The organism is Klebsiella sp. JB_Kp042 (assembly GCF_040065275.1).
Lineage (GTDB): Bacteria > Pseudomonadota > Gammaproteobacteria > Enterobacterales > Enterobacteriaceae > Klebsiella > Klebsiella quasipneumoniae.
Genome location: NZ_JBEAJL010000027.1, coordinates 175,685 through 199,279, shown reverse-complemented (window position 1 = coordinate 199,279; position 23,595 = coordinate 175,685). Strand labels below are relative to the sequence as shown.

The following is a 23,595-nucleotide window of genomic DNA, read 5'->3' as shown; positions in this document are numbered from 1 at the left end:
TGATGCGCTTTGTTGTCGTGGGCTTAGTGTAGTCAGCAGTAATAGTGATGATTAGTGGGTAAAAAATGCTAAGATTAATACCATTTTGTTCTAAATGGCATGCGGATTACGAGGCGGGAGAATGGCGAAACGGGAAAACTATAATGACCTTTATCTGTTTATGCAGGTGGTACGGGAAGGCAGTTTTACCGCCGCAGCGCAACGACTTGGCCTGGCGCAGTCCGGGATAAGCCGTGCGGTTCGTGAACTTGAAGAGCGCCTGGGCGTTCAGCTTCTGGTGCGCACCACCCGCCGTTTGTCGCTCACTCAGGCGGGTGAACAGCTCTATCACAATGTCGAATCCGGTTTCGACGCCTTAGATATGGGACTCGCCACGCTGGCCCACTATCGTCAAACGCCCTCCGGTACGGTACGCATCAATGCCAGCCAGCATGCCATTGATAAAGTCCTGCTGCCGAAGCTGGCAGTATTTAAACAACGCTATCCCGATATCAGACTGGAACTGATCAGCGAAAGCCGGTTTGTCGATATTATTGCGGAGCGATTCGATGCGGGCGTACGTCTGGGCCCGGAAGTCGGAAGCGGCATGATTGCGGTGCGCATTTCGCCCGATATGGAGATGGCGGTGGTGGGTACACCGGAACATTTTCGACGCTACGGCTTTCCACAAACGCCCGCCGATTTAGTCGTCCACCCCTGCATCGCTTATCAGTTTGGCGACGGCAGCCTTTACGCCTGGGAACTTAACGTGGATGGCAAAAAAATAACTCATCCGCCGCAGGGACAGTGGGCTTTCGCCGATAGCTATATGGAAGCCAAAGCGGCCAGGCTCGGTCTGGGGCTGGCCTATGTCCCGGAAGAACTGATTACCGACGATCTAGCGCAGGGCACGCTTATCCGGGTGCTCCAGCGTTATAGCCAGCGTCTGGAAGGTTCATTTCTCTATTACCCGCACCGCAATGTATCGCCTGCGCTGAGAGCAGTGATTGATACATTGCGAATGTAGCAGAGGATGCCTGCGCGTAGCAGGTATCGGTTGGCGGAGGGGGCTGAGCTCAGAGCTTTCGCTTAATTCCGAACTATGCAAATTGTCATGCAAGGCGGAAATGATCTTTTATCAGTATTAATTTTGCGACTTGCCTATTTGATTATGAAGTTATAATACAGCACCGCTTCGTAACAAGTTACACAACGCATATTTCCCTGCTGCGCAAACCCTTTTTCTTCGCCTACCCACGCCTGTTCTTGAAATACCTCTAAAACGCTTAAGCATTGCATTCCACCTCAGGACTGCCAGGCTATCGCTACGTCAATGGCAAAGGAGGCGTAATGAAAGTCCTCAATATTCTGATCCGTCGATGCGTGCTGCTGATCTGTTATGAAGAAACCGTTTCGTTCTATGAAAACCTCATCGCGCAGAAGGCGAGGTTGCGCTTCGACTATCCCGAATACGACCTCAAACTGGCGCAGGTGGGTTCGGTGCTTTTAATCGGCGGAACCGAGAAAAGCCTGGCGCCTTTTCGCGCTACCGAGGCCACTTTCCTGGTCAACGACATTTCCGCCTGGGAGAAACATCTGCCTTCCACCGGAGCAACGATTATCAACCCGGTGAAGATCGTGCCAACCGGCTGGAACATGCTGGTTCAGCATCCGGATGGTATGATTGCCGAATACGTTGAGCATCATGACAAAAACCCAGCGGATGAGATCTTCTGATGCTTCGCTTTCAGAGGGTTAGACCTGGTTTCAGTCGGCCATACTACCAGAAAAGTGATGTTTTCTACTGTGGCGGGAGAAGGTGAGCAGGAGAAACTGGCGCCGTAATCCGCGCCAGCTCCGGGTTCAGCAATGGCTACCTGCCTTGAGCAGGAGGCCAGTACGCATCAGTGTTTAACGATATACATGGTACGGCTATAGGCCACATCTTCCGGGTTGGTGATCGGGTAGCCTTTCAGCCACGGCTTAATCAGCCGACCGTTGGTGTACTGATAGATCGGCGCAATCGGCGCTTTGACCATAATGATCTTCTCCGCCGCGTTGTAATCGTCGTTACGCGCTTTGGCTGAATTTTCCACCGCCGCCTGGGCGAGGATTTTGTCGTATGCCGGATCGTTAAAGCGGGAGATATTTCCGCTGTGGGTGGAGGTCAGCAGCGACAGGAAGGTAGACGGCTCGTTGTAATCCCCTACCCACGAGGCGCGGATCACATCGAAATTGCCGGTGTTGCGGCTGTCGATATAGGTTTTCCACTCCTGATTCTGCAGCTTCACTTCCACGCCGAGGTTCTTCTTCCACATCGACGCCACCGCGATGGCAATCTTCTGGTGGTTCTCAGAGGTGTTATACAGCAGCGTCAGCTTTAGCGGGCGATTCGGGCCATAGCCAGCGGCAGCCAGCAGGGCTTTCGCCTGAGCGTTAAGCTCGGCCTGACTCATGCTCTCAAACTGCGACGGCTGCGGCGTGAAGCCCGCCGTTACGTCCGGGGTAAAGCGCCAGGCCGGTTTTTCCCCGGTCCCCAGCACTTTCTCCGCCATCACCCGGCGATCGATGGTCATACTCAGCGCCAGTCGCACCCGCTCGTCCGCCGTCGGCCCTTTTTGGGTATTAAAGGCGTAATAGTAGGTGCCCAGCTGCGGCGGGGTATACACCTGCCCCGGAATATCCTTCAGCAGCTTCTGATACATATTTTTCGGGAAAGATTCGGTGATATCGATATCGCCGGCCAGATAGCGTTTGGTGGCGGCGGACTCCTGGTTGATCGGCACAAAGGTGACCTGCTGGATCACCGTTTTGGCGTTATCCCAGTAGTGGGTGTTGGGCACCACTACCAGCTTTTCATTCACGACGCGATCTTTCAGAACATAGGCGCCATTGCCCACCAGGCTGCCGGGCCGCGTCCAGTTTGCCCCGCTGTCGACGTTCGCCTTTTGTACCGGGTAGAAGGCAAAGCTGGCGGTCAGGTTGCTGAACCACGGCAGCGGCTTATCCAGCTGCACCCGCAGGGTGTGGGCGTCGACGGCGGTGACCCCCAGGGTCTCCGGCGCGGCTTTGCCGTCAATGATGTTCTGCGCGTTGGCGATCCCCGCCAGCGCGGCAAACCAGGCGAACGGCGAGGTGGTTTTCGGGTCCACCAGACGCCGCCAGCTATAGACGAAGTCCTCAGCGGTGACCGGCGTGCCGTCGGACCAGCGGGCGTTATCGCGCAGGGTAAAGGTCCAGACGCGGTTATCGTTGCTCTGCCAGCGGGTCGCCACGCCCGGGATCAGGTTGCCTTTCGCATCCTGATTGACTAAACCTTCAAACAGATCGCGGATCACCTGAATTTCCGGCAGGCCCACCGCTTTAGCGGGATCTAACGAGGCGGGTTCATCTTTGATATGGCGCACTAACAGCTGGTTTTTCGCCAGTACCGTGCCCGGCGGTACGTCCGCCGCCCAGGCCAGAGAAGATACGCTGGCTAACCACAGCGCGCCGCATGTCAAAGCGACAGGATACTTCATAAGATCCCCTTTAAAATGAGAAAAAACACCGCCAACAGAGCGATAATTATTTGTTTCATCACCTGAAATTGCAAACAACATATGATAGAAAATTGATGTGCCGTCGGATTTCACGCCTCAGGGAATGGGTTTGATTCCAACACGCTTTTCGCCAACACTACATAATAACGACACACAGGAAGCCCTATGTCTATTTCACGTCCTCGCCCGCAGCGCGGCGACTTTCCGCCGGGGACCCGGCAGTACGGCAGCTCGGAACTGGGCGCGCCGCTGCTGTGGTTTCCTGCGCCGATGGCCGACAGCCGCAGCGGCCTGATTATTGCCGGCACCCACGGCGATGAGAATTCGTCGATTGTGACCCTCTCCTGCGCCCTGCGCACCCTGAAGCCGGAGCTGCGCCGCCACCACGTGGTGCTGACGGTCAATCCTGACGGCTGTCAGCTCGGGCTGCGCGCCAACGCCCGCGGCGTTGACCTCAACCGTAACTTTCCGGCCGCTAACTGGAGACAAGGGGAAACGGAGTACCGCTGGAACAGCGCGGCGACGGAACGAGACGTGGTGTTATTGACCGGCGAACAGCCGGGCTCGGAGCGAGAGACCCAGGCCCTGTGTCAGTTGATCCATCAGATCCATCCGGCGTGGGTGGTCTCCTTTCACGATCCGCTGGCCTGCATCGAAGACCCGGGACACAGCCCGCTGGGACACTGGCTGGCCGATGCCTTCTCACTGCCGCTGGTCGGCAGCGTGGGCTACGACACCCCAGGTTCCTTTGGCAGCTGGTGTGCTGATATCGGACTCCCCTGCATCACCGCTGAGTTCCCGCCGGTCTCCGCCGACGAGGCAACCGAGCGTTACCTGCCGGCGATGACCGACCTGCTGCGCTGGCAGGCTTAAAGATGAAGCACCCCGGTGCTGAACCGCAGCGCCGGCTCGACGTCCACCGCCAGCCATGTCGGGCCGTCGAGGTCGGCGAAGCGCGCCAGCGGCGCCAGGGGTAGCGCGGCGGCGATCCCGCGCGAGGTGCAGAGCATACAGCCCAGCATCCGTCCAAAGCCCTGTCGTTCTGCCTCCTCGGCGAGGGCCAGCGCTTCGGTCAGGCCGCCCGTTTTGTCCAGTTTGATATTGACCATCTCATAGCGTCCGCGCAGCCTGGGCAGGCTCTCCCGGGTATGGCAGCTCTCGTCGGCGCAAATTGGCAGCGGATGGACGAAATTTTCCAGCGCCGCATCGGCGTCGGCAGGGAGCGGCTGCTCAAGCATCGCCACGCCCAGGTCCGCCAGCAGCTGGCAGCGCGCCGCCAGCCCCTCGCTGTGCCAGGATTCATTGGCGTCGACAATCAGCGTAGCCTCCGGCGCCGCCTGTCGGATAGCGATTAACCGCTCGCTGATCAGCCGGTCGTCAAGCTTCACCTTCAACAGCTGAGCGCCCTTCTGCCACAGCGCCGCGGCGCTGGCCGCCATCTGATCCGCCGTGCCAATGACCACCGTCTGGGCGGTGATCACCCGGTTTGGCAACGTCACCCCCAGCAGCTGGGGCAAGGTTTTGCCTTCGCGCCGCGCCTGCAGATCCCACAGGGCGCAGTCAATGGCATTGCGCGCGGCGCCTGCCGGTAGCAGCCGCTGCAGCTGTTCGCGGGTAAGTCCCGCCTCCAGCTGCTCGCCGATCGCCATCACCTGGGCCATGACCGAAGCGATGCTCTCGCCATAGCGGGGATACGGGGTGCATTCCCCCACCCCTTTCACACCGTCCTCTTCCAGTTCCACCACCACCACTTTTGCCTCGCTGCGGCTGCCGCGGGCGATCACAAAGGGGGTGTGGAGCGGCCAGGCTTCCTCATACACTCGCACGTTGCGCATTCCCTTGTCCTCTCTGGTAAATGTTAAATAGGGTTTGCCGTGTAGCTGGCGGATGTCATACACTACTCGCGACGTTAACTATATGTAAACAGGAAGATAACCATGTCACAAACCGTGCATTTCCAGGGCAACCCCGTTTCTGTTCAGGGCACCATTCCGCAGGCAGGCGCTAAAGCGCAGCCGTTTACGCTGGTCGCCAAAGATCTCTCTGACGTCGCGCTGAGCCAGTACGCCGGCAAACGTAAAGTACTGAATATTTTCCCGAGCATTGATACCGGCGTGTGCGCCGCATCAGTGCGTAAATTCAACCAGCTGGCCGCTGAACTGGACAACACCGTGGTGCTGTGCATTTCCGCTGACCTGCCGTTCGCCCAGTCCCGCTTCTGCGGCGCGGAAGGCCTGAGCAACGTGGTGACCCTTTCCACGCTGCGCGGCGCCTCGTTCCTCGCTGACTACGGCGTCGCCATCGCCGCCGGTCCGCTGGCGGGCCTGGCCGCTCGCGCGGTGGTCGTTATCGATGAAAACGATCAGGTTGTCTACAGCCAGCTGGTGAACGAAATCACCGAAGAGCCGGACTACGACGCCGCGCTGGCCGCCCTGAAAGCCTGATAACAGACTGCCCGGGGGCATCGCGCCTGCGGACATGCTATGTACTCAGCCCTCGCTCTGCGGGGGCTTTTTATTGCCGCGGCGCATAGCGGGAAATAGCCCGCGCCATCGCCGGGCCGGTCAGCAGGATGGTAAACAGCCGCAGCGTCTGAAGCGCCATAATAAACGACATATCCGCCCGGGTGCCGGCGGCGATAATCGCCACCGTGTCGAGTCCGCCAGGGCTGGTGGCCAGATAGGCGGTCATGAAATCCATCTGCAGAATGTGGGTCAGGCCGAGGGCCATCAGGGCGCACATCAGGATCAGCCCAAGAATGGAGGCGATAATCTGCGGCAACGTCTTCAGGGCCAACAGAAACACCGCCTTGTTAAACTGCAGTCCCACCGTCCAGCCCAGCACCGCGTAGGCCATCGCCAGCAGCCACTCCGGCAGCTCCAGCATCACCCAGCCGCCCCCCTGGGCCAGCGCGCCGAGCAGCATCGGCAGCAGCATGGCGCCGGAAGGAATGCGCAGCCGCACGCCCAGCCAGCAGCCCGCCGCTGTCAGCAGCAGCGTTAAAGGGAAATGAAGGGTCAACGGTGGAAACCAGACGATAGCCTGGCTCATTGTTTGCGCCTCGTTGCCCAGGGCATAGCGCACCACCAGCGCCGCCGTGCCGACGACAAACAGCACTCGCAGATACTGCATCAGCGCCACCAGGCGTACATCAGCCCCGTACTCCTGAGCCATCACTACCATTGCCGACGCCCCGCCGGGAGAGCTTCCCCAGGCGCCGGTGGCGCCCGGCAGCGCGCTGTAGCGGACCAGCAGCCAGCCGGTGAGGCCGCTGATCGCCAGGGTCGTTAACAGGATCGCCAGCACCAGCGCCCAGTTGTTGAACAGCACGCCAAAAACGGAGGGGTTAATGGCGCGGGCGATCATACAGCCGACGATAGCCTGCGCCGCCAGATAACAGGCGCGGGGGATCCTCAGCTTCACCCCGCGCAGGCTCAAAATGAGACCGGCAATCAGCGGCCCCAGCAGCAGCGCTGCCGGCAGATGAATGCGTAACAGCAGCGAGGAAAAGAGAATTGAGAGCAGCAGCAATGTCAGCCATTGCCCGATCGCGCGACGCGACGCCAATATGCACCACCCCGGAAAAAGGATTAAAAAACCAGTATATACAGGTTTAGCCCGCTTTGCAGGCCGGGATACCGGCGACGAGCGTCGCCGGCGTTCAGCGATTATTCGTCGCCCTTTTTCTGACTCAAACCATATTCGCGCAGCTTATTGGCGATGGCGGTATGCGACACCCCCAGCCGCTTCGCCAGCTTACGGGTGCTGGGGTAGCTGCGATAGAGCTGGGTCAATACCGAGCGCTCAAAGCGGCGGGTAATATCGTCCAGCGATCCTTCCATGGCCTCCTCGCCCACCGGCAGCGAGGCGACGTCGTGGTCCGGCAGCAAAATGTCCTGTGGACGCAGCTCGAATCCTTCCAGCTGGGTTAGCGCGCGATAAACGGCATTCTTCAGCTGGCGGACGTTGCCGGGCCAGCTGTAGCGGGTAAGCACCGTACTGAGATCGGCGGAGAGCTTCGGTCGGGGGATCCCCTGCTCATCGGCAAAGCGCGCAACGAACAGCTCCGTCAGCGGCATAATGTCCTGCGGGCAGTCGCGCAGCGGCGGCAGATACAGCGTCAGGACATTGAGGCGATAGTAAAGATCTTCCCGGAACAGCCCTTTCTGCACCAGCTCGACCAGGTTTTTCTGCGTCGCGCAGATCACCCGCACATCGACGTGCACTTCATGATCCTCGCCAACGCGGCGGAAGGTGCCGTCGTTGAGGAAGCGCAGCAGCTTGGTCTGCATTCGCGGCGACATCTCGCCAATTTCATCCAGCAGCACCGAGCCGCCGTTAGCTTGCTCGAAGAAGCCTTTTTTGCCCTGCAGCGCGTCACCGAACAGCTCGCTCTCAACGGCGTCCTCAGGAATGGAGCCGCAGTTGAGCGCCAGATAGGGTTTGCCCGCCCGCGGACTGGCCAGATGGCAGGCGTGCGCCAGCAGATCTTTACCCGTGCCGGTGTCGCCGACAATCAGCAGCGGCGCGCTGAGCATCGCCAGCTTACGCGCTTGCTCCACCACGTGGCGCATTTTCGGCCCCACCGCAAGGATCTGGCTGAAGGCGCTGGTGTCCTGGCTGGTCATGGTCTGCAGCTGGCGTCCCATGCGCACGGTTGAGCGCAGCATCGCCACGGCGCCGGTCAGCACTCGCTCGTTATGCTCCCCTTCCAGATAAACCGGGGTCACTTCCAGCAGGTAGTTCTGCCCATTCACCACCACATGCTCCGCCAGCGTCTCCTGCGGGCTGCTTTCCAGCCAGCGCTGGACGTTAAAATCGTCGATCAGTTGCGCCACCGGATGGTTGCGCAGCTTCGCCTGGCTTTGGCCAAACAGCAGGCAGCTGGCGGGGTTGGCCAGTTCGACCCTGCCTTTGGTATCCAGCGACAGCACCGGCTCCGGCATCGCCACCAGCAGCGCGCTCAGCGCCAGATGTTCACGCTCGGATGGCATCCACGGCACGGTGCGCACGTCTGTCACGCCGGCGATACGGCGGATCTCCGCCATCAGGCTGCTGAAGGTGGCGAACTCCAGTTCGGCAAAATTGAGGTAGATACGGCCAATAGGGTCAATATCGATACCACGCAGATCAATGCCGCGCAGCACCAGCAAATCGAGCAATTCACGAGTCAGACCGAGGCGGTCTTCACAAAAGACTTCAAGACGCATGGGAGTGTTCACCCTAAAAGTGCCAATGACCGGAGAATAATAGGCCAGGAATGGACTTTCGGGAAGCTAACTGTCAACAATTATTGACAGCATGGCGGAAAAATGGGCGTTGCGCCGTAAAGTCAGGCGGTCAGTGGTCAATTAACCGGCCATCCGGCCGGTTAATTGGGGGTTAAGCATGGAAGGCAGGCAGCCACTGGCGGTTATGGGCGATCACTTCATCCAACGCTTGTTCGAGCTTCTCGCCGCTGACAATCAGCGGATTCAGCACCAGCGCGCGCCACGCCGTATGGCGGTTGCCGGTGATGGCGGCCTCGATGGTCAGCTGTTCGAAAGATTTCATCAGCTGCAGCAAACGCAGGGTATCGTCAGGGAACGGCGCCACGTTGAGGGGCAGCGGACCGGAAGCGGTGATCAGCGAGCTGACCTCCACCGCACAGTCATCCGGCAGGCCATTGATGGCGCCGTTGTTGCGCGTGTTGACGTGCATGATAATGCGCTTGTCATTGTAGATGGCATTCATCAGCTCGCAGGCCGCCTCGGAATAGTACTGACCGCCACGGCCCTCCAGCGCCTTCGGTTTAACCGCGAGGTGCGGGTCGCTGTACTGTTCAAACAAGGTTTTTTCCAGTTGCTTAACCACTTCGCCACGGGTCCCTTCGCCGCCCGCCTCCGCCAGCTCCTGACGCAGCAGATCGTCCTTCATGTAGTAATAACGCAGATAGGCGCAGGGGATCATGCCTAAGCCCTGCAGGAGATGCGACGGCCAACGGAACGGCGGAATGTTGCGCGGCACCAGCGGATCCCGACCGGCATTGATCTCGGCGATGACCTCCGGCAGCCACTCTTTTCCTTTGTGCAGGATCTGGCGCACGAAGATAAAGTGGTTCAGGCCGGCGACCTGCATCACTACCTCCTTTTCGTCAGCGCATTGCAGCAGGGTGGTCACCCCTTTTTGCATAATCACCGGCACATTACACAGGCCGACGGCTTTGATGCGACTGTGGCGCAGGATCGCTTCGGTCACCATCCCCGACGGGTTGGTAAAGTTCAGCAGCCAGGCGTCAGGGCAGAGTCGTTCCATATCGGCAGCAATCGCCAGGGCGATGGGAATGGTACGGCAGGCATTGGCGAAGCCCCCAAGGCCGTTGGTCTCCTGGCCGATCAGGCCATACTTGAGGGAAATACGTTCATCGCTGATGCGGGCGTCAAGGCAGCCGGCGCGAAACTGCGAGCAGACGAAATCGGCATCGCGCAGGGCGCTCTCCCGATCCAGGGTAGCCACCACCTCGATGGTCAGCCCGGCTTTGGCGATCATTCGCCGCGCCAGTCCGGCGATGATCTCGACTTTCTCTCTGCCCTCTTCAATGTCCACCAACCATAGCGAAGCGACCGGCATCTCATGATAGCGGTTAAGCAAACCTTCAATCAGTTCCGGGGTGTAGCTGGAGCCGCCGCCAATCACCACAACTTTGAGTCCTGACATGGTATACCTCGGTTTAGTTACGATATAACTATTTAAAACCGGCCAAACTGGCGTAACAAACGAATTAAATCGGCCTATGCATGAAGCAAATTAATGCATAAGGGAGACAACCTGTGCTTGAACAACAAAGCATCCTTGCGCTGCTGCAGACCTTTGAGGTGACCGCCCGCCATTTGAGTTTTACCCTCGCCGCGCATGAAATGAACCTGACCCAGGGGGCGGTCAGCCATCGGATCCGCAAGCTGGAGATGCATATCGGATTTCGCCTGTTTATTCGCATGACGCGTAAACTGGCGCTGACGGAGGAAGGCAAACGCCTGCTGACGACGTTGAGCCATTCGCTGCGGGCGATTAACGATGAAATTGAGGATATTCGCGAACAGGATCTGCGCGGCACGCTGCATATTGGTATTGCACCGACCCTGGCCCATCTTTGGCTGATGCCGCGTCTGCCCCGCTTCCAGGCCCAGTGGCCGGGACTAAATCTACAGTTTCGCGTCCGCGCCGGGGTGATGGATTTTAACGAGGAGCGGGTGGACCTCGCGATTTATTACGGCGCCACGCGCTATCCCGATCTTTATCAACAACGGTTGATGGCGGAAAGTTTGCTGCCGGTCTGCTCTCCGGAGTATCGCCGGCAGTATCGCCCGCTGAGCGGCGGCGACGCGGCGGCGATCGTCTGGATCCATGCCTGCGAATCCACCGACGTGCAGGATCAGTTTGCCGAATGGCGCCTGTGGTGCCAGCAAAGCGGACAGGCGTTACCCTTTGACGGCCGGTATTACGCGGTGAACAACCACTCGCTGGCCATTGAGATGGCGCTGAATGGACTCGGGGTCGTGATGGGGCGTAAAACGCTGATCCAGCCGCTGCTCGCCACCGGGAGACTGGTATCCTTGTCCGAAGACGAGGCGGAATCTCCCTTTGGCTATGATCTGATTTGTCCGCAGGAGAACCGCTCGCGCCCGCGCTTTCGCGCCTTCAGCGAGTGGCTGGCGGCGGAATGCGTATGACCGGACATTGCCCGCGGCGCGGCAGGTGCGCAAGCCTGGACTCGACCTCGCAGGCCGGGCAAGGCCAAACCGCCGCCCGGCGATGTCTCTGAGCGGAGGTTACTTCTCCGGACTGGTTTTGCTTTTCCGCAGGGTCTCTTTCAGCTGCCCAATCAGCTCGCGACGAAAATCGCCGAGCCGCGGTTTATCATCGGCGATCCACGGCAGCGGGCGGCACAGCTCCATCGCCTTGATACCAAGGCGGGCGGTAAGCAGACCGGCGCCGATGCCCTGCGCGGCGCGCGCCGACAGCCGGGCCGCCAGATCCTGCGACATCCAGTCCATGCCCACCTCGCGCACCAGTTCGCTGGCGCCGGCGAAAGCGATATTCAGCAGCACCAGGCGAAACAGGCGCAGGCGGCTGTAATACCCCAGCTCAATGCCGTACAGGGTGGCAATTCGGTTGATCAGCCGCAGATTGCGCCAGGCGATAAACGCCATATCCACCAGCGCCAGCGGACTGACGGCGATCATCAGCGTCGACTCCGCCGCCGAACGGCTGATTTCCCGCCGCGCCTGGGCATCGAGCACCGGCTGCACCAGCTGGGCATAGAGGCTGACCACTTCCCGGTCGCTTTGCGTTTCGTGGATGGCGGCATACCAGCGCTGCAGCGCCGGATGCGACTGATCCAGACCCGCCTGCTGCGCCAGCTTCTCACAGAAGGATTTCGCTTTGCCGACCGCGTGACTGTGCAGCATATCGCGGGCTTCTTCGCGTTCGTGGGCGCGCTGGCGCAGTCGCCACAGGCGGCGCCACTCGGTGGCCACCGATCCGACGCCGGCGCCGACGATCAGCGCCCCGGCAGCGCAGCCGCCCAGCGCAATCCAGTCCTGCGTCTGCCAGGCGTTGGCGGTCCACTGCACCCCTTGCGCCACGACGCTGACGCCGAAGATCGCCAGGCCAGCGCTGACCATCCGCCGCCACAGACTGCGTTTCGGCCGCAGCACCGACTCCACCACCGCCTCTGCCGCCCCCTCTTCCTCTTCGCCGGTCACCAGAAGCGCCGGCGCGAAGTTGTCGGCTTCCGGTCGGTCGAAGGCGCGGGCGCTTTTCAGCGGCGGCGTTTTTTCCGCCTGCAGCGGGCCATCAAAATCAATCCGCGGTTTTAACGGTTCGCTCATCGCAGTTTATCTCCAATCAAAAATTCCAGCGCCGCGTCGAGGCGAATGTGCGGCAAGGGCCGATCGACATCCATGACCTGCGGACGAAAGTTTTCAAACTGAAATCCCTGCTGCTGCCAGAAGGCCTGCCCCGGCAGGCGCGCCGGCACCTCGCCGGGATAGATGGTCAACGGCTGACCGTCGCTCAGCCGATTGCCGCGCAGGGCGGGGATTTTCTCGCCGTTCAGCTCAATCAGCCCGCTCTGGGTCGCCTGAATGGACGCCAGCCCCAGGCAATCCATACTGATCCCCTCGAAGGCGGCATTCTGCCACGCGTCCTGGATCAGCTGCTGCAGGAGCGACACCATATTGCTGTGCTGATCCACCGTGACGTGGTCGGCTTTGGTGGCGGCGAACAGCAGCTTGTCGATGACCGGCGAAAACAGCCGGCGGAACAGGGTGCGCTGCCCGTAATGGAAGCTTTGCATCAGCTGGGTCAGCGCCAGGCGCATATCGTTAAACGCCTGCGGCCCGCTGTTCAGCGGCTGCAGGCAGTCCACCAGCACAATCTGCCGGTCGAAGCGCAGGAAGTGCTCTTTGTAGAACCCCTTCACCACCTTTTCGCAGTAGTACTTGTAGCGTTCGCGCAGCATGCCGGCGTTGCTGTGTTTATCGGCCTGCGCCAGCTTGGCTTCGCCGACGGCATCGACGTCAGGCCATGGGAAAAACTGTAGCGCCGGCGCGCCGGCCATTTCGCCGGGCAGGACAAAGCGTCCGGGCTGTATAAAGTGCAGCCCTTCACGCTTACAGGCGTGCAGATAATCCGTCCAGGCGGCGGCGATCTCGGCCAGCCGGGCCTCGTCGGCAGGGGCCAGCGGATCCAGCCCGGCGCACAACTGCCGCCAGCGGGTCGACCACTCCGCACGCTGTCCCTGCAGGAGTCCGGTCATCTGCCGCGACCAGCTCAGATAATCCTGCGCCAGCATCGGCAGATCGAGCAGCCATTCGCCCGGGTAGTCGACGATCTCCAGATACAGCGTGGAGGTGTCTTTAAAATGGCGCAGCAGGGAGTCGTTGGAACGGTAGCGCAGCGCGAGACGGATCTCGCTAACGCCGCGCGTCGGGGTTGGCCACATGGGGGGCTGGCCGTACAGCTGGGCCAGCCCTTCATCGTAGGTGAATCGCGGAATGCCGAAGTCCCGCTGCGGTACGCGCTTGACGCCGAGCAGTCGCTCTTCGCGCGCAGCGCTCAGCAGCGGCAGGCGGGCGCCGGTGTGAATATTCAGCAGTTGGTTGACCAGCGCGGTGATAAACGCCGTTTTGCCGCTGCGGCTCAGGCCGGTCACCGCCAGCCGTAAATGCCGGTCAACCCCGCGGTTGACCAGCGCATTCAATTCAGTTTTCAGTCGCTTCATCGCCAGTCCGTTATGCCCTGAAGGTGTGTCTCGTCATCATAAGCTATCTGCCGGGGATAAGCAGGAGAACGTTAATCCTTTTGCGCCTTCCCCACGGCGGCGTTATTTCATCCCGCGCGTGACGCGGTTGGCCAGCCGGCTGAGCAGCGGCTCCAGCGCCACCGCCAGCAGCATTTTCAGCGGCCGTCGCGCGACCGATTTGACCGCCCAGCCGGCAACGCCCGCCGGGCCATAACGCAGCGCGGTCAGCAGCGCCAGCTTACCGACGATTTTCAGGCCGGGCTTAACCTGCTGCCCGGCGCGTTGCCATTTGCTATTCATGCGTTGCCTCACTCGTTAACAACAGGATTTACAGCTGACGAAAGCGGCTGCGCAGCGTGAAGGTGTCGGAGGTGACGTACCGTTCCATCTCACGCAGACGCTGTTCGCCGGAGGCCAGTTCGGCATCCACGGCGGCCAGCAGATCGCCATTGCTCGGCGCTTTGTGGCCGTAAAGCTCACTGTCCGGCATCGGGTCCAGGGCGAAGGTCAGAATGATGTAGGCCACCAGGACGAAGAAAAAGAGGCCAAAAATCATCGCCAGCACGGTAATCAGGCGCACCAGCTTCACCGGGACATCAAGATGTTGAGCAATACCCGCGCAGACGCCCTTGACCATCCCGCGCTGCGGGATACGCCACAGTTTTTTATTCAGATCCAGTCCAGCCATTATTTGTCTCTCCAGTTCGGATGTTCGGCATCCAGGATCGCTTCCAGCGCCTGAATGCGCTCGCGCATCCGCTTCGCGTCATCGGTCAACTGCAGCAGCCGTTGCTGCTCATTTTGCGTCAGCGTCCCGTTGGCGCCGCGATTGTTGTAGTGCAGCCACAGCCAGACCGGCAGAACAAACAGCACAAACAGCGTCAACGGAATGGCGAGAAAAAGCATGCTCATGTGTACTCCTTACAGGGGGTGAGCCGCGGCGCAACGCCGCGCCGCGCAATCGTACTTACTGGTTGGACTGATTCATTTTGGCTTTCAATGCCGCCAGCTGCTCGCTGATTTCATCGTCCGCTTTCAGTTCGGCAAACTGCTGATCCAGCGTCTGCTGCTTGCCAAAGCGGTGACTCTCCGCTTCCGCTTCCATCTGATCGATGCGACGTTCAAAGGATTCAAAGCGCGCCATCGCCTCATCCAGTTTACCGCTGTCCAGCTGGCGACGCACATCGCGGGACGAACTCGCCGCCTGATGACGCAGCGCCAGCGCCTGCTGACGGGCGCGGGTTTCGCTGAGTTTGTTCTCCAGCTCGCCAATCTCTTTCTTCATGCGCGCCAGCGTTTCATCCACCAGCTGCACTTCGTGGTCCAGCTGAGCAATAAGGTCGGTCAGCTTCTGTTTTTCGATCAGCGCCGCCCGGGCCAGATCCTCTTTCTCTTTGCGCAGGGCCAGCTCGGCCTTTTCCTGCCATTCCGCCTGCTGGGCGACCGCCTGCTCAATACGACGGGTCAGCTGTTTCTTTTCCGCCAGCGCGCGGGCCGACGTGGAACGTACCTCAACCAGCGTGTCTTCCATCTCCTGGATCATCAGACGCACCAGCTTTTGCGGGTCCTCGGCTTTCTCCAGCAGGGAGTTGATGTTGGCGTTCACGATGTCGGCAAAACGAGAAAAAATACCCATAATTTCAGTCCTCATAGTTCTGGTTGCAGGCATTCACCTGTGGCTTAGCTAATACAAATGGCGTGCCAACTTTTTATCTTATTGATTTTAAACAGAGTGGTTGCGAAACAGGCAGGGCATTGCTACAGTCACCTGGTTAATCACACTACTTAATGGCGAAATTCATCATGGCGCAGTACAAGGATAATTTGCTGGGCGAGGCCAACAGCTTTCTCGAGGTGCTGGAACAGGTTTCCCGGCTGGCTCCGCTGGACAAACCGGTGCTGGTCATCGGCGAGCGCGGTACCGGGAAAGAGCTTATCGCCAACCGTCTGCACTATCTCTCCGCCCGCTGGCAGGGGCCGTTTATCTCGCTGAACTGCGCGGCGCTGAATGACAATCTGCTCGATTCGGAGCTGTTTGGCCACGAAGCCGGGGCCTTCACCGGCGCCAGCAAGCGCCATCCCGGACGCTTCGAGCGCGCCGACGGCGGGACGCTGTTTCTCGATGAGCTGGCGACGGCCCCGATGCTGGTGCAGGAGAAGCTGTTAAGAGTGATTGAATATGGCGAACTGGAGCGCGTGGGCGGCAGCCAGCCGCTGCAGGTCAACGTCCGGCTGGTGTGCGCCACCAACGCCGACCTGCCGCGGATGGTGGAGGAAGGCCATTTCCGCGCCGACCTGCTCGACCGTCTGGCCTTCGACGTGGTGCAGCTCCCGCCGCTGCGCGAACGGCAGAGCGACATCATGCTGCTCGCCAACCAGTTTGCCATTCAGATGTGCCGCGAGCTCGGTCTGCCGCTGTTTCCCGGCTTCAGCGAACGAGCCACCGCCACGCTGCTCGGCTACCGCTGGCCGGGAAATATTCGTGAACTGAAGAACGTCGTCGAGCGCTCGGTCTATCGCCACGGCGACAGCGAGCACGAGCTGGACGCCATTATCCTCAACCCTTTCCGTCAGTCCGCGCCCTCCGTGCCGGAGGCCGCGTCCGGGGACGAACTGCCCGCCCTGCCGCTGGATCTCCGCGATTTTCAGCTACAGCAGGAAAAACGCCTGCTGCAGCGGAGTCTGCTGCAGGCGAAGTATCATCAGAAGCAGGCGGCGGAGCTGTTGGGCTTAACCTATCATCAGCTCCGCGCGCTGCTGAAAAAGCATCAGCTGTGAGAGGCGCGCGGCAGCAGCAGTGCGCTTACCGCCATCGCCCCCAGGCATAAGGCGGCGTTGAACCACAGAGCATACTGGGCGGCATGGGCCATACCGAGCGGCAAAAACAGCGCGAAAAGTGACGCCGTCACGGCAATCCCCATCGCCCCGCCCAGCGAGCTGCCCATCTTGTAGATCCCCGAGGCGACGCCAATTTTGTTCTCCGGCGCGTTGGCCACCGCCGTATCCGTTGACGGCGTGGCGTAGCAGCCCAGCCCGAGGCCGAACAGCACATTGCTGCCGAACACCACGCCGATATAGAGCGCCTTATCGAGAAAGGTGCAGGATATCAGGCCGATGGCGATGGCGGTCAGCACCGGGCCGGCCATCATCGGCAGCCGGGCGCCGTAGCGCTGCAGCAGCTTCTCGCCGACCCGGATCATCGCCAGGACGGTCACCAGATAGCCGAGGGTCATCATTCCACTCTCCAGCGGCGTCAGGTGGTGCCCCTGCTGCAGCCAGATGCTGGCGATCATCATGGTGCCAATCGCCCCGTTGAGCAGAAAGTTCGACAGCACCGCCGCGCCGTACGCCCGGTTGCGAAACAGCGCAAAATCGATCAGCGCCGCCTCGCCTTTGCGCAGCCCGCTGCGAATAAACACCGCGCCAGCGATCAGCGCCCCCGCCAGCATGCTCAACGACAGCGGACTGCTCCAGCCCCAGCCGTGGCCTTTGCTGATAAACAGATTCACCAGCACCAGCCCGGCGATAAGGCTCAGCAGGCCGCCAACGTCCAGCTTCTGCTGGCTGGCGCTGGCGCTGCGGCTCTCCGGCGTGCCGCGCAGTAACGCCAGCGCCGCCAGGGCAACGGCGATGGAAAAGACAAAGATCCAGCGCCAGCCCAGGCCGGTAGCGATAGCTCCGCCGACGAAGGAGCACAGGCCGCTGCCGCCCCACGAGCCGATGACCCAGAAGCTGACCGCCCGCTGACGCGCGCGCCCCTGGTACCAGGTCTTAATCAGCGCCAGCGTCGCCGGCATAATGCACGCCGCCGACAGCCCCTGCAGCACCCGGCCGGCGAGGAACAGCCCCGGCCCCTGGGCCAGTACCAGCATAGCGCTGCCGGCGATGCTCAGCCCCAGCCCGAGGGTGGTCATTCGCATGCGGCCAAACTTGTCCGCCAGGCCGCCGCTGGCCACCACGAAACAGCCGCTGAACAGCGCGCTGAGGCTGACGGCCAGGGTTAAGGTCTCAAGAGAAATATCAAGACTGCTTTTCATCGCTGGCACGACGTTAATCACCGACTGGGCAAACAGCCAGAAGGTTAAAACGCTCAGCACAATCCCCACCAGCAGACGATCGCTGCCGACATAGGGGGTGTCGCTTACGGTGACAGTGCTCATTGCATGGCCCTCCCGTTTCCGGTGATTAACGCAGATAGTGTTCCGTCAGGCCGCACCACAGCGCCGCGCCGCTAAGCAACAGCGCGTCGTTGAAGTCATAGCCCGGGTTATGCACCATGCAGCGATCCGGCTCGTCGCCAGCGCCGATAGTGAAATAACTGCCGTGGGGGTGCTGCTCCAGCATGAAGGCGAAATCTTCACTGCCCATAAACGGCTTCACCTCGCCCACCTGCTCTGCGCCAAACAGCGCTGTGGCCACCTCCCGCACCATGGCGTTGGCCGCCGGATCGTTACGTAATACCGGGCTGCCGTTGACGTGGGTCAGCGTAGCCGTGGCGTTAAAGCTCTCCGCCTGAGCCACGGCAATATCATGGATCCGCTGCAGCACGGTCTCGCGTACCTGCTCATTGAGGGTGCGCACCGTGAGCTTCATCAACACGTGATCGTTAATGATATTGGGCGCATGTCCGGCCTGGATGCTGCCGACGGTCACGACCGCTGGCTCAAACGGGGTGATATTGCGCGAGACGATGGACTGCAGCGCGAGGGTAATATGGCAGGCCACCAGCGTGGCATCCACCGTATGCTCCGGTACCGCGCCGTGGCCGCCAACGCCCTTCACTTCAATATGCAGCGTATCGGAGGAGGCCATCATCGCCCCGTCGCGCAGACCGATTTTACCCAGCGGCTGACCCGGCATATTGTGCAGGCCGAAGATGGCGTCGCAGGGGAACTGGTCAAACAGACCGTCCTCGACCATCACCCGCCCGCCGTACAGCAACTCTTCCGCGGGCTGGAAAATCAGCTGCAGCGTCCCGTTAAACTGGCGGGTGCGCGCCAGATATTCAGCCGCGTAGAGCAGCGTGGTGGTATGCCCGTCATGGCCGCAGCCGTGAAAGCGCCCGTCAACCTGGCTTGCCCACGGCTTCCCGCTCCGCTCCTGCATCGGCAGGGCATCCATATCCGCCCGCAGGCCGAGGCGTTTTTTTCCTTGGCCGACGCGCAGCGTACCCACCACCCCGGTGCCCGCCAGGCCGCGATGAACCTCGTATCCCCATTCGCCAAGCAGTCGGGCGACCTCGCTGCTGGTCTGATGCTCTTCAAAGCCGATCTCCGGCTGCTGGTGGAACCGGCGACGTAAGGCAATAAATTGCGCCTCGTTGACCTGCAAGGCTTCAAGCAACGGATGTGTCATTTTTGTTATTCCTGTGTTGTGTTTGCACGACACTTTCGAGTTTATGCGGGTGAAACAGCTTTCAGGCGCGCTTTTTTGTTTTATATTGACGAGAAATGAATGAGTGTTTTTCATACATATCGGTTATGACAAAAAACAACCGGTTGCTTTTTGTCTACAGAGGAGAACCATGTGGAGCAGCATTCAGGCGACTTTAGCGTCACCGTGCGCGATGTGCGTCAGCTAAGCCAGCCGGAGAGCGATCTGCTGACGCTGCTGTGGGTGCTGGAGGGGAGCGTAAATCTGGCGGAGGCGGAAGGCGCGCCGCAGCAGCTTGCCGTCGACGGGCTGGCGATCGTTAACCGCAACCGTCGCTGGAGCCTGCGCAGCGCCGGGGGCAACGCGGTGATGATCCTCACCCTCTCCGCCAGCTGGCTGGCCCGCCTCGACAACGCCTTTTTTGCCGTCGACTACCAGATATCGCCGCGCACCCGCGATGCCGATGACGGCCTGCGCCGCCTGATGCGCCAGCTGCTGGTGAGCGGCCTGGTCAATCATCCCGGCCATTACCGGCTGGAGGCCAACCGGTGGCTGAGTGAGATAGCGCTGCTGCTGGCCACGCGCTTCAGCCAGCCCATCGCCTTCACGCCACGGCGCGATGCTGAAAAATGGAGCCGGAGGATAGCCAGCGTAGTGGCGCGGATCGACGCCAACTATCAGCGCCGTCTCTCTTTACAGGAGGTGGCGGCCGCCGAGTTTGTCTCCGAGGCCTGGCTGTCACGCCTGTTTCACAAGGAGGTTGGCGTCAGTTTTGTTCAGTACCTCACCGCGCTGCGCCTGCGCCACGCCGCCGATCAGCTGTTAACCACCCGCAAACCCGTTCAGCAAATTGCCCGCGAGCAGGGGTTCGCCAGCACGCGGATGATGAGCGACCTGTTTAAGCGTCACCATGGGGTGACGCCGCGCCAGTATCGCGAGCGGTCCCCCCGGGAGCCGGGCCGACCGCGCCCGCCGCAGGGCGATCGCTGGCAGCCGGTGGCCGTGGACCGGCTCTACGCCCGCCTTAATGAGCCGGAACAACGCGACCGGGAGAGTCAGCCGCTGTTGATCAATCCGCCGCAAACCCGGGAGATCAACCTGCACCAGCGACCGGCGCGCGCCGCGGTGCTGCGCCATACCCGGATGGTGGTGACCGTGCGCGAGCTGGACGATCTGCTGCGGGAGGACGTGCGCCGCGAACTGGAGCAGTTGCACCGCGCCCTGCCGGTGTATGCCATTGATATCAACGATGCCTTTCTCAGCAGCCGCCTGTTCGGCACCGGCTGGGACGATCCGCAGATGGCTGGCTACGCCTGCTGGTACAACCTGCAGCAGATCTTCAGCTGGCTGGCGGCGATGGGCTGGCAGGTGATCCTGCATACCGGGGTCACCACCCGCAGCGATCTGCTGCAGCGCTTCCTGCAACTCGCCGCCAACCATTTTCCACCGACGACGCTCAGCAGCTGGCGCTTTGTCTGGCACTGGTCGCCGCAGGCCAGCGAAGCGGCCCGCCAGGCCGCCTGGCGGCAGCAGCGCGAGGTTCTTCACCGTCTGCTGCCGCAGCCGCAGTTGGGGATCTGGCACCGCTTTGCCGCCAGCGCGCCCGGGGACGATCCGCTGTTCCACTCGCCGCTGCTGGCGGAAGCCGATTTTCTCGCCTGCCAGGCGGATGCCAACGAACGGCTGGATCTGGCTCAGGCGGACAGCAGCAGTCTGGCCTCCAGCGAGCACTATCCGGCGCATAAGCTGCGACAGATCCACAGCGCCCTGCGTCAACGGCAGCTTAACCTGCCGCTATGGCTGCTCTCGTGGAATACGCTGACCGGCGATACGCGGGACACCAACGGGCGCTTTTTTCGCGGCGCGCTGTTGATGGATAATCTGCTGGGGGTCGCGGACCAGGTCTGGCTGGCGGGCTTCTGGTTAAACTCCGGCCTCCAGGGCGAAGCCCGCGCCAACGGCAAGCTGGATACCTCCAGCCTGGCGCTGCACTATCTGCACGGGCTGCCGCGCCCGGTTTACTGGGTGCTGTGGCTCTGGCGACGGCTGCGCGGCGAGATCCTGTTTCACGACAAAAACCTGCTGCTGCTCCATCACCAGGGGCACTACCAGCTGCTGCTGCGCAATACGGTGGTCTACAACCCCTGGCTCTCCAGCGAAGCGGCTTTTATTCAACGCTTCAGCCAGCCGTACAGTGTGCGGCTGCAGGGGCTCAAGGGCCGCTGGCGCATCAAACAGCACCTCTTCGATCAGCACCACGGCGCGCTGTTCCCGCTGGTGGACGCCTTTCGCAGCCGCAGCGGCCCCGACGCCGAAGATTATCAGTGGCTGATGCATCAGGCTCGTCCGGCGCTCAGCGTGGAGGAAGCCCGACTCGACGGCCACTGGCTGCGGGTCGACTCGCTGGAGAGCAACGCCCTGGCCCTGTACGAATTTACCCCTCAGTACTCCCCCGATGAGGATCCCGACGCCTGAAGCAAACCGTGAATTTTGCGCTGGCTCTCCGTCGTCGCCGGGTTGAAAACCAGTAGCGACAGATCGGGGCGGCCCTCCACGGCAAAAGAGGTGAACTCCAGATCGAGCGGGCCCATCTGCGGGTGGTGAATGCGCTTATAGCCCTCGCCGTGGCCGGCGACGTCGTGGCTTTGCCAGAAACGGGCGAACTCGACGCTCTGCTGGCTGAGCTTCGCGATCAGCTGGTCAGTTTCCGTCGTGGCGCCCATCCGCGTGACGTCGGCGCGAAAGGCATTAACGATAAGCTGCCCCACCGTCTGCCAGTCCTCCAGGGTGCAGCGGGCCTCAGGCCGGGTAAACAGGCGGCGCAGCACGTTGCGCTCCGCCAGCGGCAGCTGGCCGTAGTCGGTCAGCACCCTGGCCGCCGCCGCGTTCCAGGCGATCACGTCCCAGCTGGCGGTACGGATAATCGCCGGAATGGCGAAGGCATCGAGCACCCGCTGCAGCCGCGGCGTCATATCATCTGTGATCGTCAAACGGGTCTGCGGCGGATGGCCGAAGGCGAGTATAAACAGATGTTCGCGCTCCGGGGTGGTCAGCCGAAGACCGCGGGCGATCCGCTCCAGCACCTCGCGGGAAGGCGCCCCGCCGCGCCCCTGTTCAAGCCAGGTATACCAGGTCGGGCTGATGCTGGCGAGCTGGGCGACCTCTTCACGGCGCAGGCCCGGCGTGCGCCGGCGTCCCGCCGGGAAGCCAAACGTTGCCGGGTCGAGACGCTGGCGCCTGGCGCGGAGAAAATCACCTAAAGCATGATTGTCAGAAGTGTTCATCATCTGCCTGTAAGTCTGCCTGTTAGAATTTATACCCCGATAATGTCTCTACTTTTATAGTATGACATCGCGGGTAGGATACGCCTGATAACCCGTTCAGGAGGTTCATAATGCGTATATTTCTTACCGGCGCGAGCGGATTTATCGGCTCGCGTATTCTTCCGGCGCTGCAGGCGTCGGGCCATCAGGTTATCGGCCTCGTGCGCAGCGACGCCACGGCGCAGGCCCTGGAAGCGGCAGGGGTCGAGGTGCGCCGCGGCACGCTGGACGCCCCCGATTCGCTGCTGGCGGGCGTCGAGAGCGCCGACGCGGTGATCCATACCGCTTTCGACCACGACTTCAGCCGCTTTGCCGCCAACTGCGAGAAAGACCGCCAGGCGATCCTCACCATGGGCCAGGCGCTGCGGGGCAGCGCGCGGCCGCTGGTCATCACCTCCGGCACGCTGATGGGCGACGACGGGAGCGGCGCCCCGGCCCGCGAGTCGTGCTTTAACGCCGCGCACCCCAGCCCGCGGACCGCCTCAGAACTTGCCGGCCAGCAGCTGCTGGAGGCGGGAGTGGACGTCCGGGTCGTTCGCCTGCCGCAGGTGCATGACACCGTGCGCCAGGGGCTACTGACCAGCTATATCGAACGCGCAGTCGCCAGCGGCGCGGTGGCCTTGCGCGGCGAGGGGAACCACCGCTGGTCCGCCGCCCATGTCGATGACGTCGCGCGCCTGTACGTCAGCGCACTGCTGCAGGGCGCTGCGGGCGAGCGCTACCATGCGGTGGCTGAAGAGGGGATCGCATTACGGGAGATTGCCGCAGTCATCGCCCGGGGCTTAAATCTGCCGCTGACCCAGCTGGATGAAGCCCAGGCTGACGCCTGGTTCGGCTGGTTTGCCCCCTTTACCGCCCTTGACCTGCGCGCCAGCTCGGCATGGACTCGCGAGCGATTGCAGTGGCAGCCGGTCGGCCCCGGGCTGCTGGAGGATTTACGGAATATGGATTATCAAAAAGTGACGTTGTCACGATAAGCAAATACGTTCCCCCCTGTATGACATCCGACGGGTAGGGTTACCCGCCCGTCGGACCCTCTGCTTTCTCCCCGCTATACTGAATTTATCCCCGGCGTTAGCGTCGCTTCCACCGT

General features: G+C 61.3%; 22 protein-coding genes and 1 pseudogene. 8 read left to right on the top strand and 15 right to left on the bottom strand.

Annotation, left to right across the window (positions count from 1 at the left end; genetic code table 11):
* Window positions 1-121 precede the first annotated feature (121 nt).
* Window positions 122-1,006 carry a LysR family transcriptional regulator gene (locus tag ABLV54_RS10965; protein ID WP_023289368.1) on the top strand — a complete coding sequence of 295 codons (885 nt, stop codon included), beginning with the start codon at window positions 122-124 and terminating at the stop codon, window positions 1,004-1,006.
* A gap of 323 nt (window positions 1,007-1,329) precedes the next feature.
* On the top strand, window positions 1,330-1,716 hold the full coding sequence (locus tag ABLV54_RS10960; RefSeq protein ID WP_023289367.1) for a glyoxalase/bleomycin resistance/dioxygenase family protein: 387 nt from the start codon (window positions 1,330-1,332) through the stop codon (window positions 1,714-1,716).
* Between the two features lie 167 nt (window positions 1,717-1,883).
* Here ABLV54_RS10960 and ABLV54_RS10955 read toward each other — a convergent pair whose 3' ends face one another.
* Both ABLV54_RS10955 and ABLV54_RS10950 read right to left on the bottom strand, forming a co-directional pair.
* Window positions 1,884-3,500, bottom strand: a complete 1,617-nt coding sequence (locus ABLV54_RS10955) for a peptide ABC transporter substrate-binding protein (protein ID WP_048335009.1) — start codon at window positions 3,498-3,500, stop codon at window positions 1,884-1,886.
* A 21-nt stretch (window positions 3,501-3,521) separates the two neighbouring features.
* A pseudogene (locus ABLV54_RS10950) lies at window positions 3,522-3,614 on the bottom strand (hypothetical protein); the annotation flags it as partial.
* Between the two features lie 72 nt (window positions 3,615-3,686).
* Between ABLV54_RS10950 and mpaA the strand changes: the two are divergent.
* Complete coding sequence (gene mpaA / locus ABLV54_RS10945) at window positions 3,687-4,394, top strand: murein tripeptide amidase MpaA (RefSeq protein ID WP_050533913.1); 708 nt, start codon at window positions 3,687-3,689, stop codon at window positions 4,392-4,394.
* Here mpaA and ycjG read toward each other — a convergent pair.
* Window positions 4,391-5,356: an L-Ala-D/L-Glu epimerase gene (gene ycjG / locus ABLV54_RS10940; RefSeq protein WP_048297345.1), complete on the bottom strand. Its 966-nt coding sequence runs from the start codon at window positions 5,354-5,356 to the stop codon at window positions 4,391-4,393. The two genes, mpaA and ycjG, sit on opposite strands and share 4 nt — an antisense overlap.
* Before the next feature lie 102 nt (window positions 5,357-5,458).
* Between ycjG and tpx the strand changes: the two genes are divergently transcribed.
* The gene (gene tpx / locus ABLV54_RS10935) at window positions 5,459-5,965 is read left to right on the top strand and encodes a thiol peroxidase (protein WP_008805229.1); all 507 of its coding nucleotides are present in this window, start codon (window positions 5,459-5,461) and stop codon (window positions 5,963-5,965) included.
* A gap of 70 nt (window positions 5,966-6,035) precedes the next feature.
* Here the strand turns inward: tpx and ABLV54_RS10930 are convergent, their stop codons facing one another.
* The 3 genes from ABLV54_RS10930 to ABLV54_RS10920 form a co-directional block, all read right to left on the bottom strand.
* On the bottom strand, window positions 6,036-7,088 hold the full coding sequence (locus tag ABLV54_RS10930) for an AbrB family transcriptional regulator (protein WP_348814094.1): 1,053 nt from the start codon (window positions 7,086-7,088) through the stop codon (window positions 6,036-6,038).
* 101 nt (window positions 7,089-7,189) lie between these two features.
* Window positions 7,190-8,731: a transcriptional regulator TyrR gene (tyrR, locus tag ABLV54_RS10925; RefSeq protein WP_023289362.1), complete on the bottom strand. Its 1,542-nt coding sequence runs from the start codon at window positions 8,729-8,731 to the stop codon at window positions 7,190-7,192.
* Between the two features lie 172 nt (window positions 8,732-8,903).
* Window positions 8,904-10,217, bottom strand: a complete 1,314-nt coding sequence (locus ABLV54_RS10920; protein ID WP_050533914.1) for a 6-phospho-beta-glucosidase — start codon at window positions 10,215-10,217, stop codon at window positions 8,904-8,906.
* A gap of 143 nt (window positions 10,218-10,360) precedes the next feature.
* Here ABLV54_RS10920 and ABLV54_RS10915 point away from each other — a divergent pair, with 143 nt between their 5' ends.
* Complete coding sequence (locus tag ABLV54_RS10915; protein WP_225608547.1) at window positions 10,361-11,230, top strand: LysR substrate-binding domain-containing protein; 870 nt, start codon at window positions 10,361-10,363, stop codon at window positions 11,228-11,230.
* Between the two features lie 99 nt (window positions 11,231-11,329).
* Here ABLV54_RS10915 and ABLV54_RS10910 read toward each other — a convergent pair whose 3' ends face one another.
* The 6 genes from ABLV54_RS10910 to pspA form a co-directional block, all read right to left on the bottom strand.
* Window positions 11,330-12,391: a TIGR01620 family protein gene (locus ABLV54_RS10910; RefSeq protein ID WP_050533915.1), complete on the bottom strand. Its 1,062-nt coding sequence runs from the start codon at window positions 12,389-12,391 to the stop codon at window positions 11,330-11,332.
* The gene (locus ABLV54_RS10905) at window positions 12,388-13,785 is read right to left on the bottom strand and encodes a YcjX family protein (protein WP_032452561.1); all 1,398 of its coding nucleotides are present in this window, start codon (window positions 13,783-13,785) and stop codon (window positions 12,388-12,390) included. Before ABLV54_RS10905 ends, ABLV54_RS10910 begins: the two co-directional genes overlap by 4 nt.
* A gap of 102 nt (window positions 13,786-13,887) precedes the next feature.
* Window positions 13,888-14,106 carry a phage shock protein PspD gene (gene pspD / locus ABLV54_RS10900; RefSeq protein WP_002901915.1) on the bottom strand — a complete coding sequence of 73 codons (219 nt, stop codon included), beginning with the start codon at window positions 14,104-14,106 and terminating at the stop codon, window positions 13,888-13,890.
* A gap of 28 nt (window positions 14,107-14,134) precedes the next feature.
* Window positions 14,135-14,494 (bottom strand): envelope stress response membrane protein PspC, encoded by a 360-nt coding sequence (gene pspC, locus ABLV54_RS10895; protein ID WP_004203911.1) that lies wholly within the window; start codon window positions 14,492-14,494, stop codon window positions 14,135-14,137.
* Window positions 14,494-14,718: an envelope stress response membrane protein PspB gene (gene pspB / locus ABLV54_RS10890; protein ID WP_023289357.1), complete on the bottom strand. Its 225-nt coding sequence runs from the start codon at window positions 14,716-14,718 to the stop codon at window positions 14,494-14,496. Before pspB ends, pspC begins: the two co-directional genes overlap by 1 nt.
* Before the next feature lie 55 nt (window positions 14,719-14,773).
* Complete coding sequence (gene pspA, locus ABLV54_RS10885) at window positions 14,774-15,442, bottom strand: phage shock protein PspA (protein ID WP_004203910.1); 669 nt, start codon at window positions 15,440-15,442, stop codon at window positions 14,774-14,776.
* A 152-nt stretch (window positions 15,443-15,594) separates the two neighbouring features.
* On the opposite strand from pspA, the gene pspF reads away from it, so the two are divergent.
* Window positions 15,595-16,584, top strand: coding sequence for a phage shock protein operon transcriptional activator (gene pspF, locus ABLV54_RS10880; RefSeq protein WP_072096644.1), 990 nt, complete (start codon window positions 15,595-15,597; stop codon window positions 16,582-16,584).
* Here pspF and ABLV54_RS10875 read toward each other — a convergent pair.
* Entirely contained in the window at window positions 16,575-17,966 is a 1,392-nt protein-coding gene (locus ABLV54_RS10875; RefSeq protein ID WP_050533916.1) for an MFS transporter, read from the bottom strand. The genes pspF and ABLV54_RS10875 overlap by 10 nt on opposite strands.
* A gap of 25 nt (window positions 17,967-17,991) precedes the next feature.
* On the bottom strand, window positions 17,992-19,161 hold the full coding sequence (locus ABLV54_RS10870) for a M20 aminoacylase family protein (protein WP_023289354.1): 1,170 nt from the start codon (window positions 19,159-19,161) through the stop codon (window positions 17,992-17,994).
* A 171-nt stretch (window positions 19,162-19,332) separates the two neighbouring features.
* Here ABLV54_RS10870 and ABLV54_RS10865 point away from each other — a divergent pair, with 171 nt between their 5' ends.
* A complete protein-coding gene (locus ABLV54_RS10865) occupies window positions 19,333-21,654 on the top strand; it encodes a helix-turn-helix domain-containing protein (protein WP_050533917.1) in 2,322 nt (773 codons plus the stop codon).
* Here ABLV54_RS10865 and ABLV54_RS10860 read toward each other — a convergent pair.
* Window positions 21,621-22,463: a helix-turn-helix transcriptional regulator gene (locus ABLV54_RS10860; protein ID WP_050533918.1), complete on the bottom strand. Its 843-nt coding sequence runs from the start codon at window positions 22,461-22,463 to the stop codon at window positions 21,621-21,623. The genes ABLV54_RS10865 and ABLV54_RS10860 overlap by 34 nt on opposite strands.
* A gap of 107 nt (window positions 22,464-22,570) precedes the next feature.
* Here ABLV54_RS10860 and ABLV54_RS10855 point away from each other — a divergent pair, with 107 nt between their 5' ends.
* Complete coding sequence (locus ABLV54_RS10855; protein WP_072096645.1) at window positions 22,571-23,479, top strand: SDR family oxidoreductase; 909 nt, start codon at window positions 22,571-22,573, stop codon at window positions 23,477-23,479.
* Window positions 23,480-23,595: the final 116 nt, after the last annotated feature.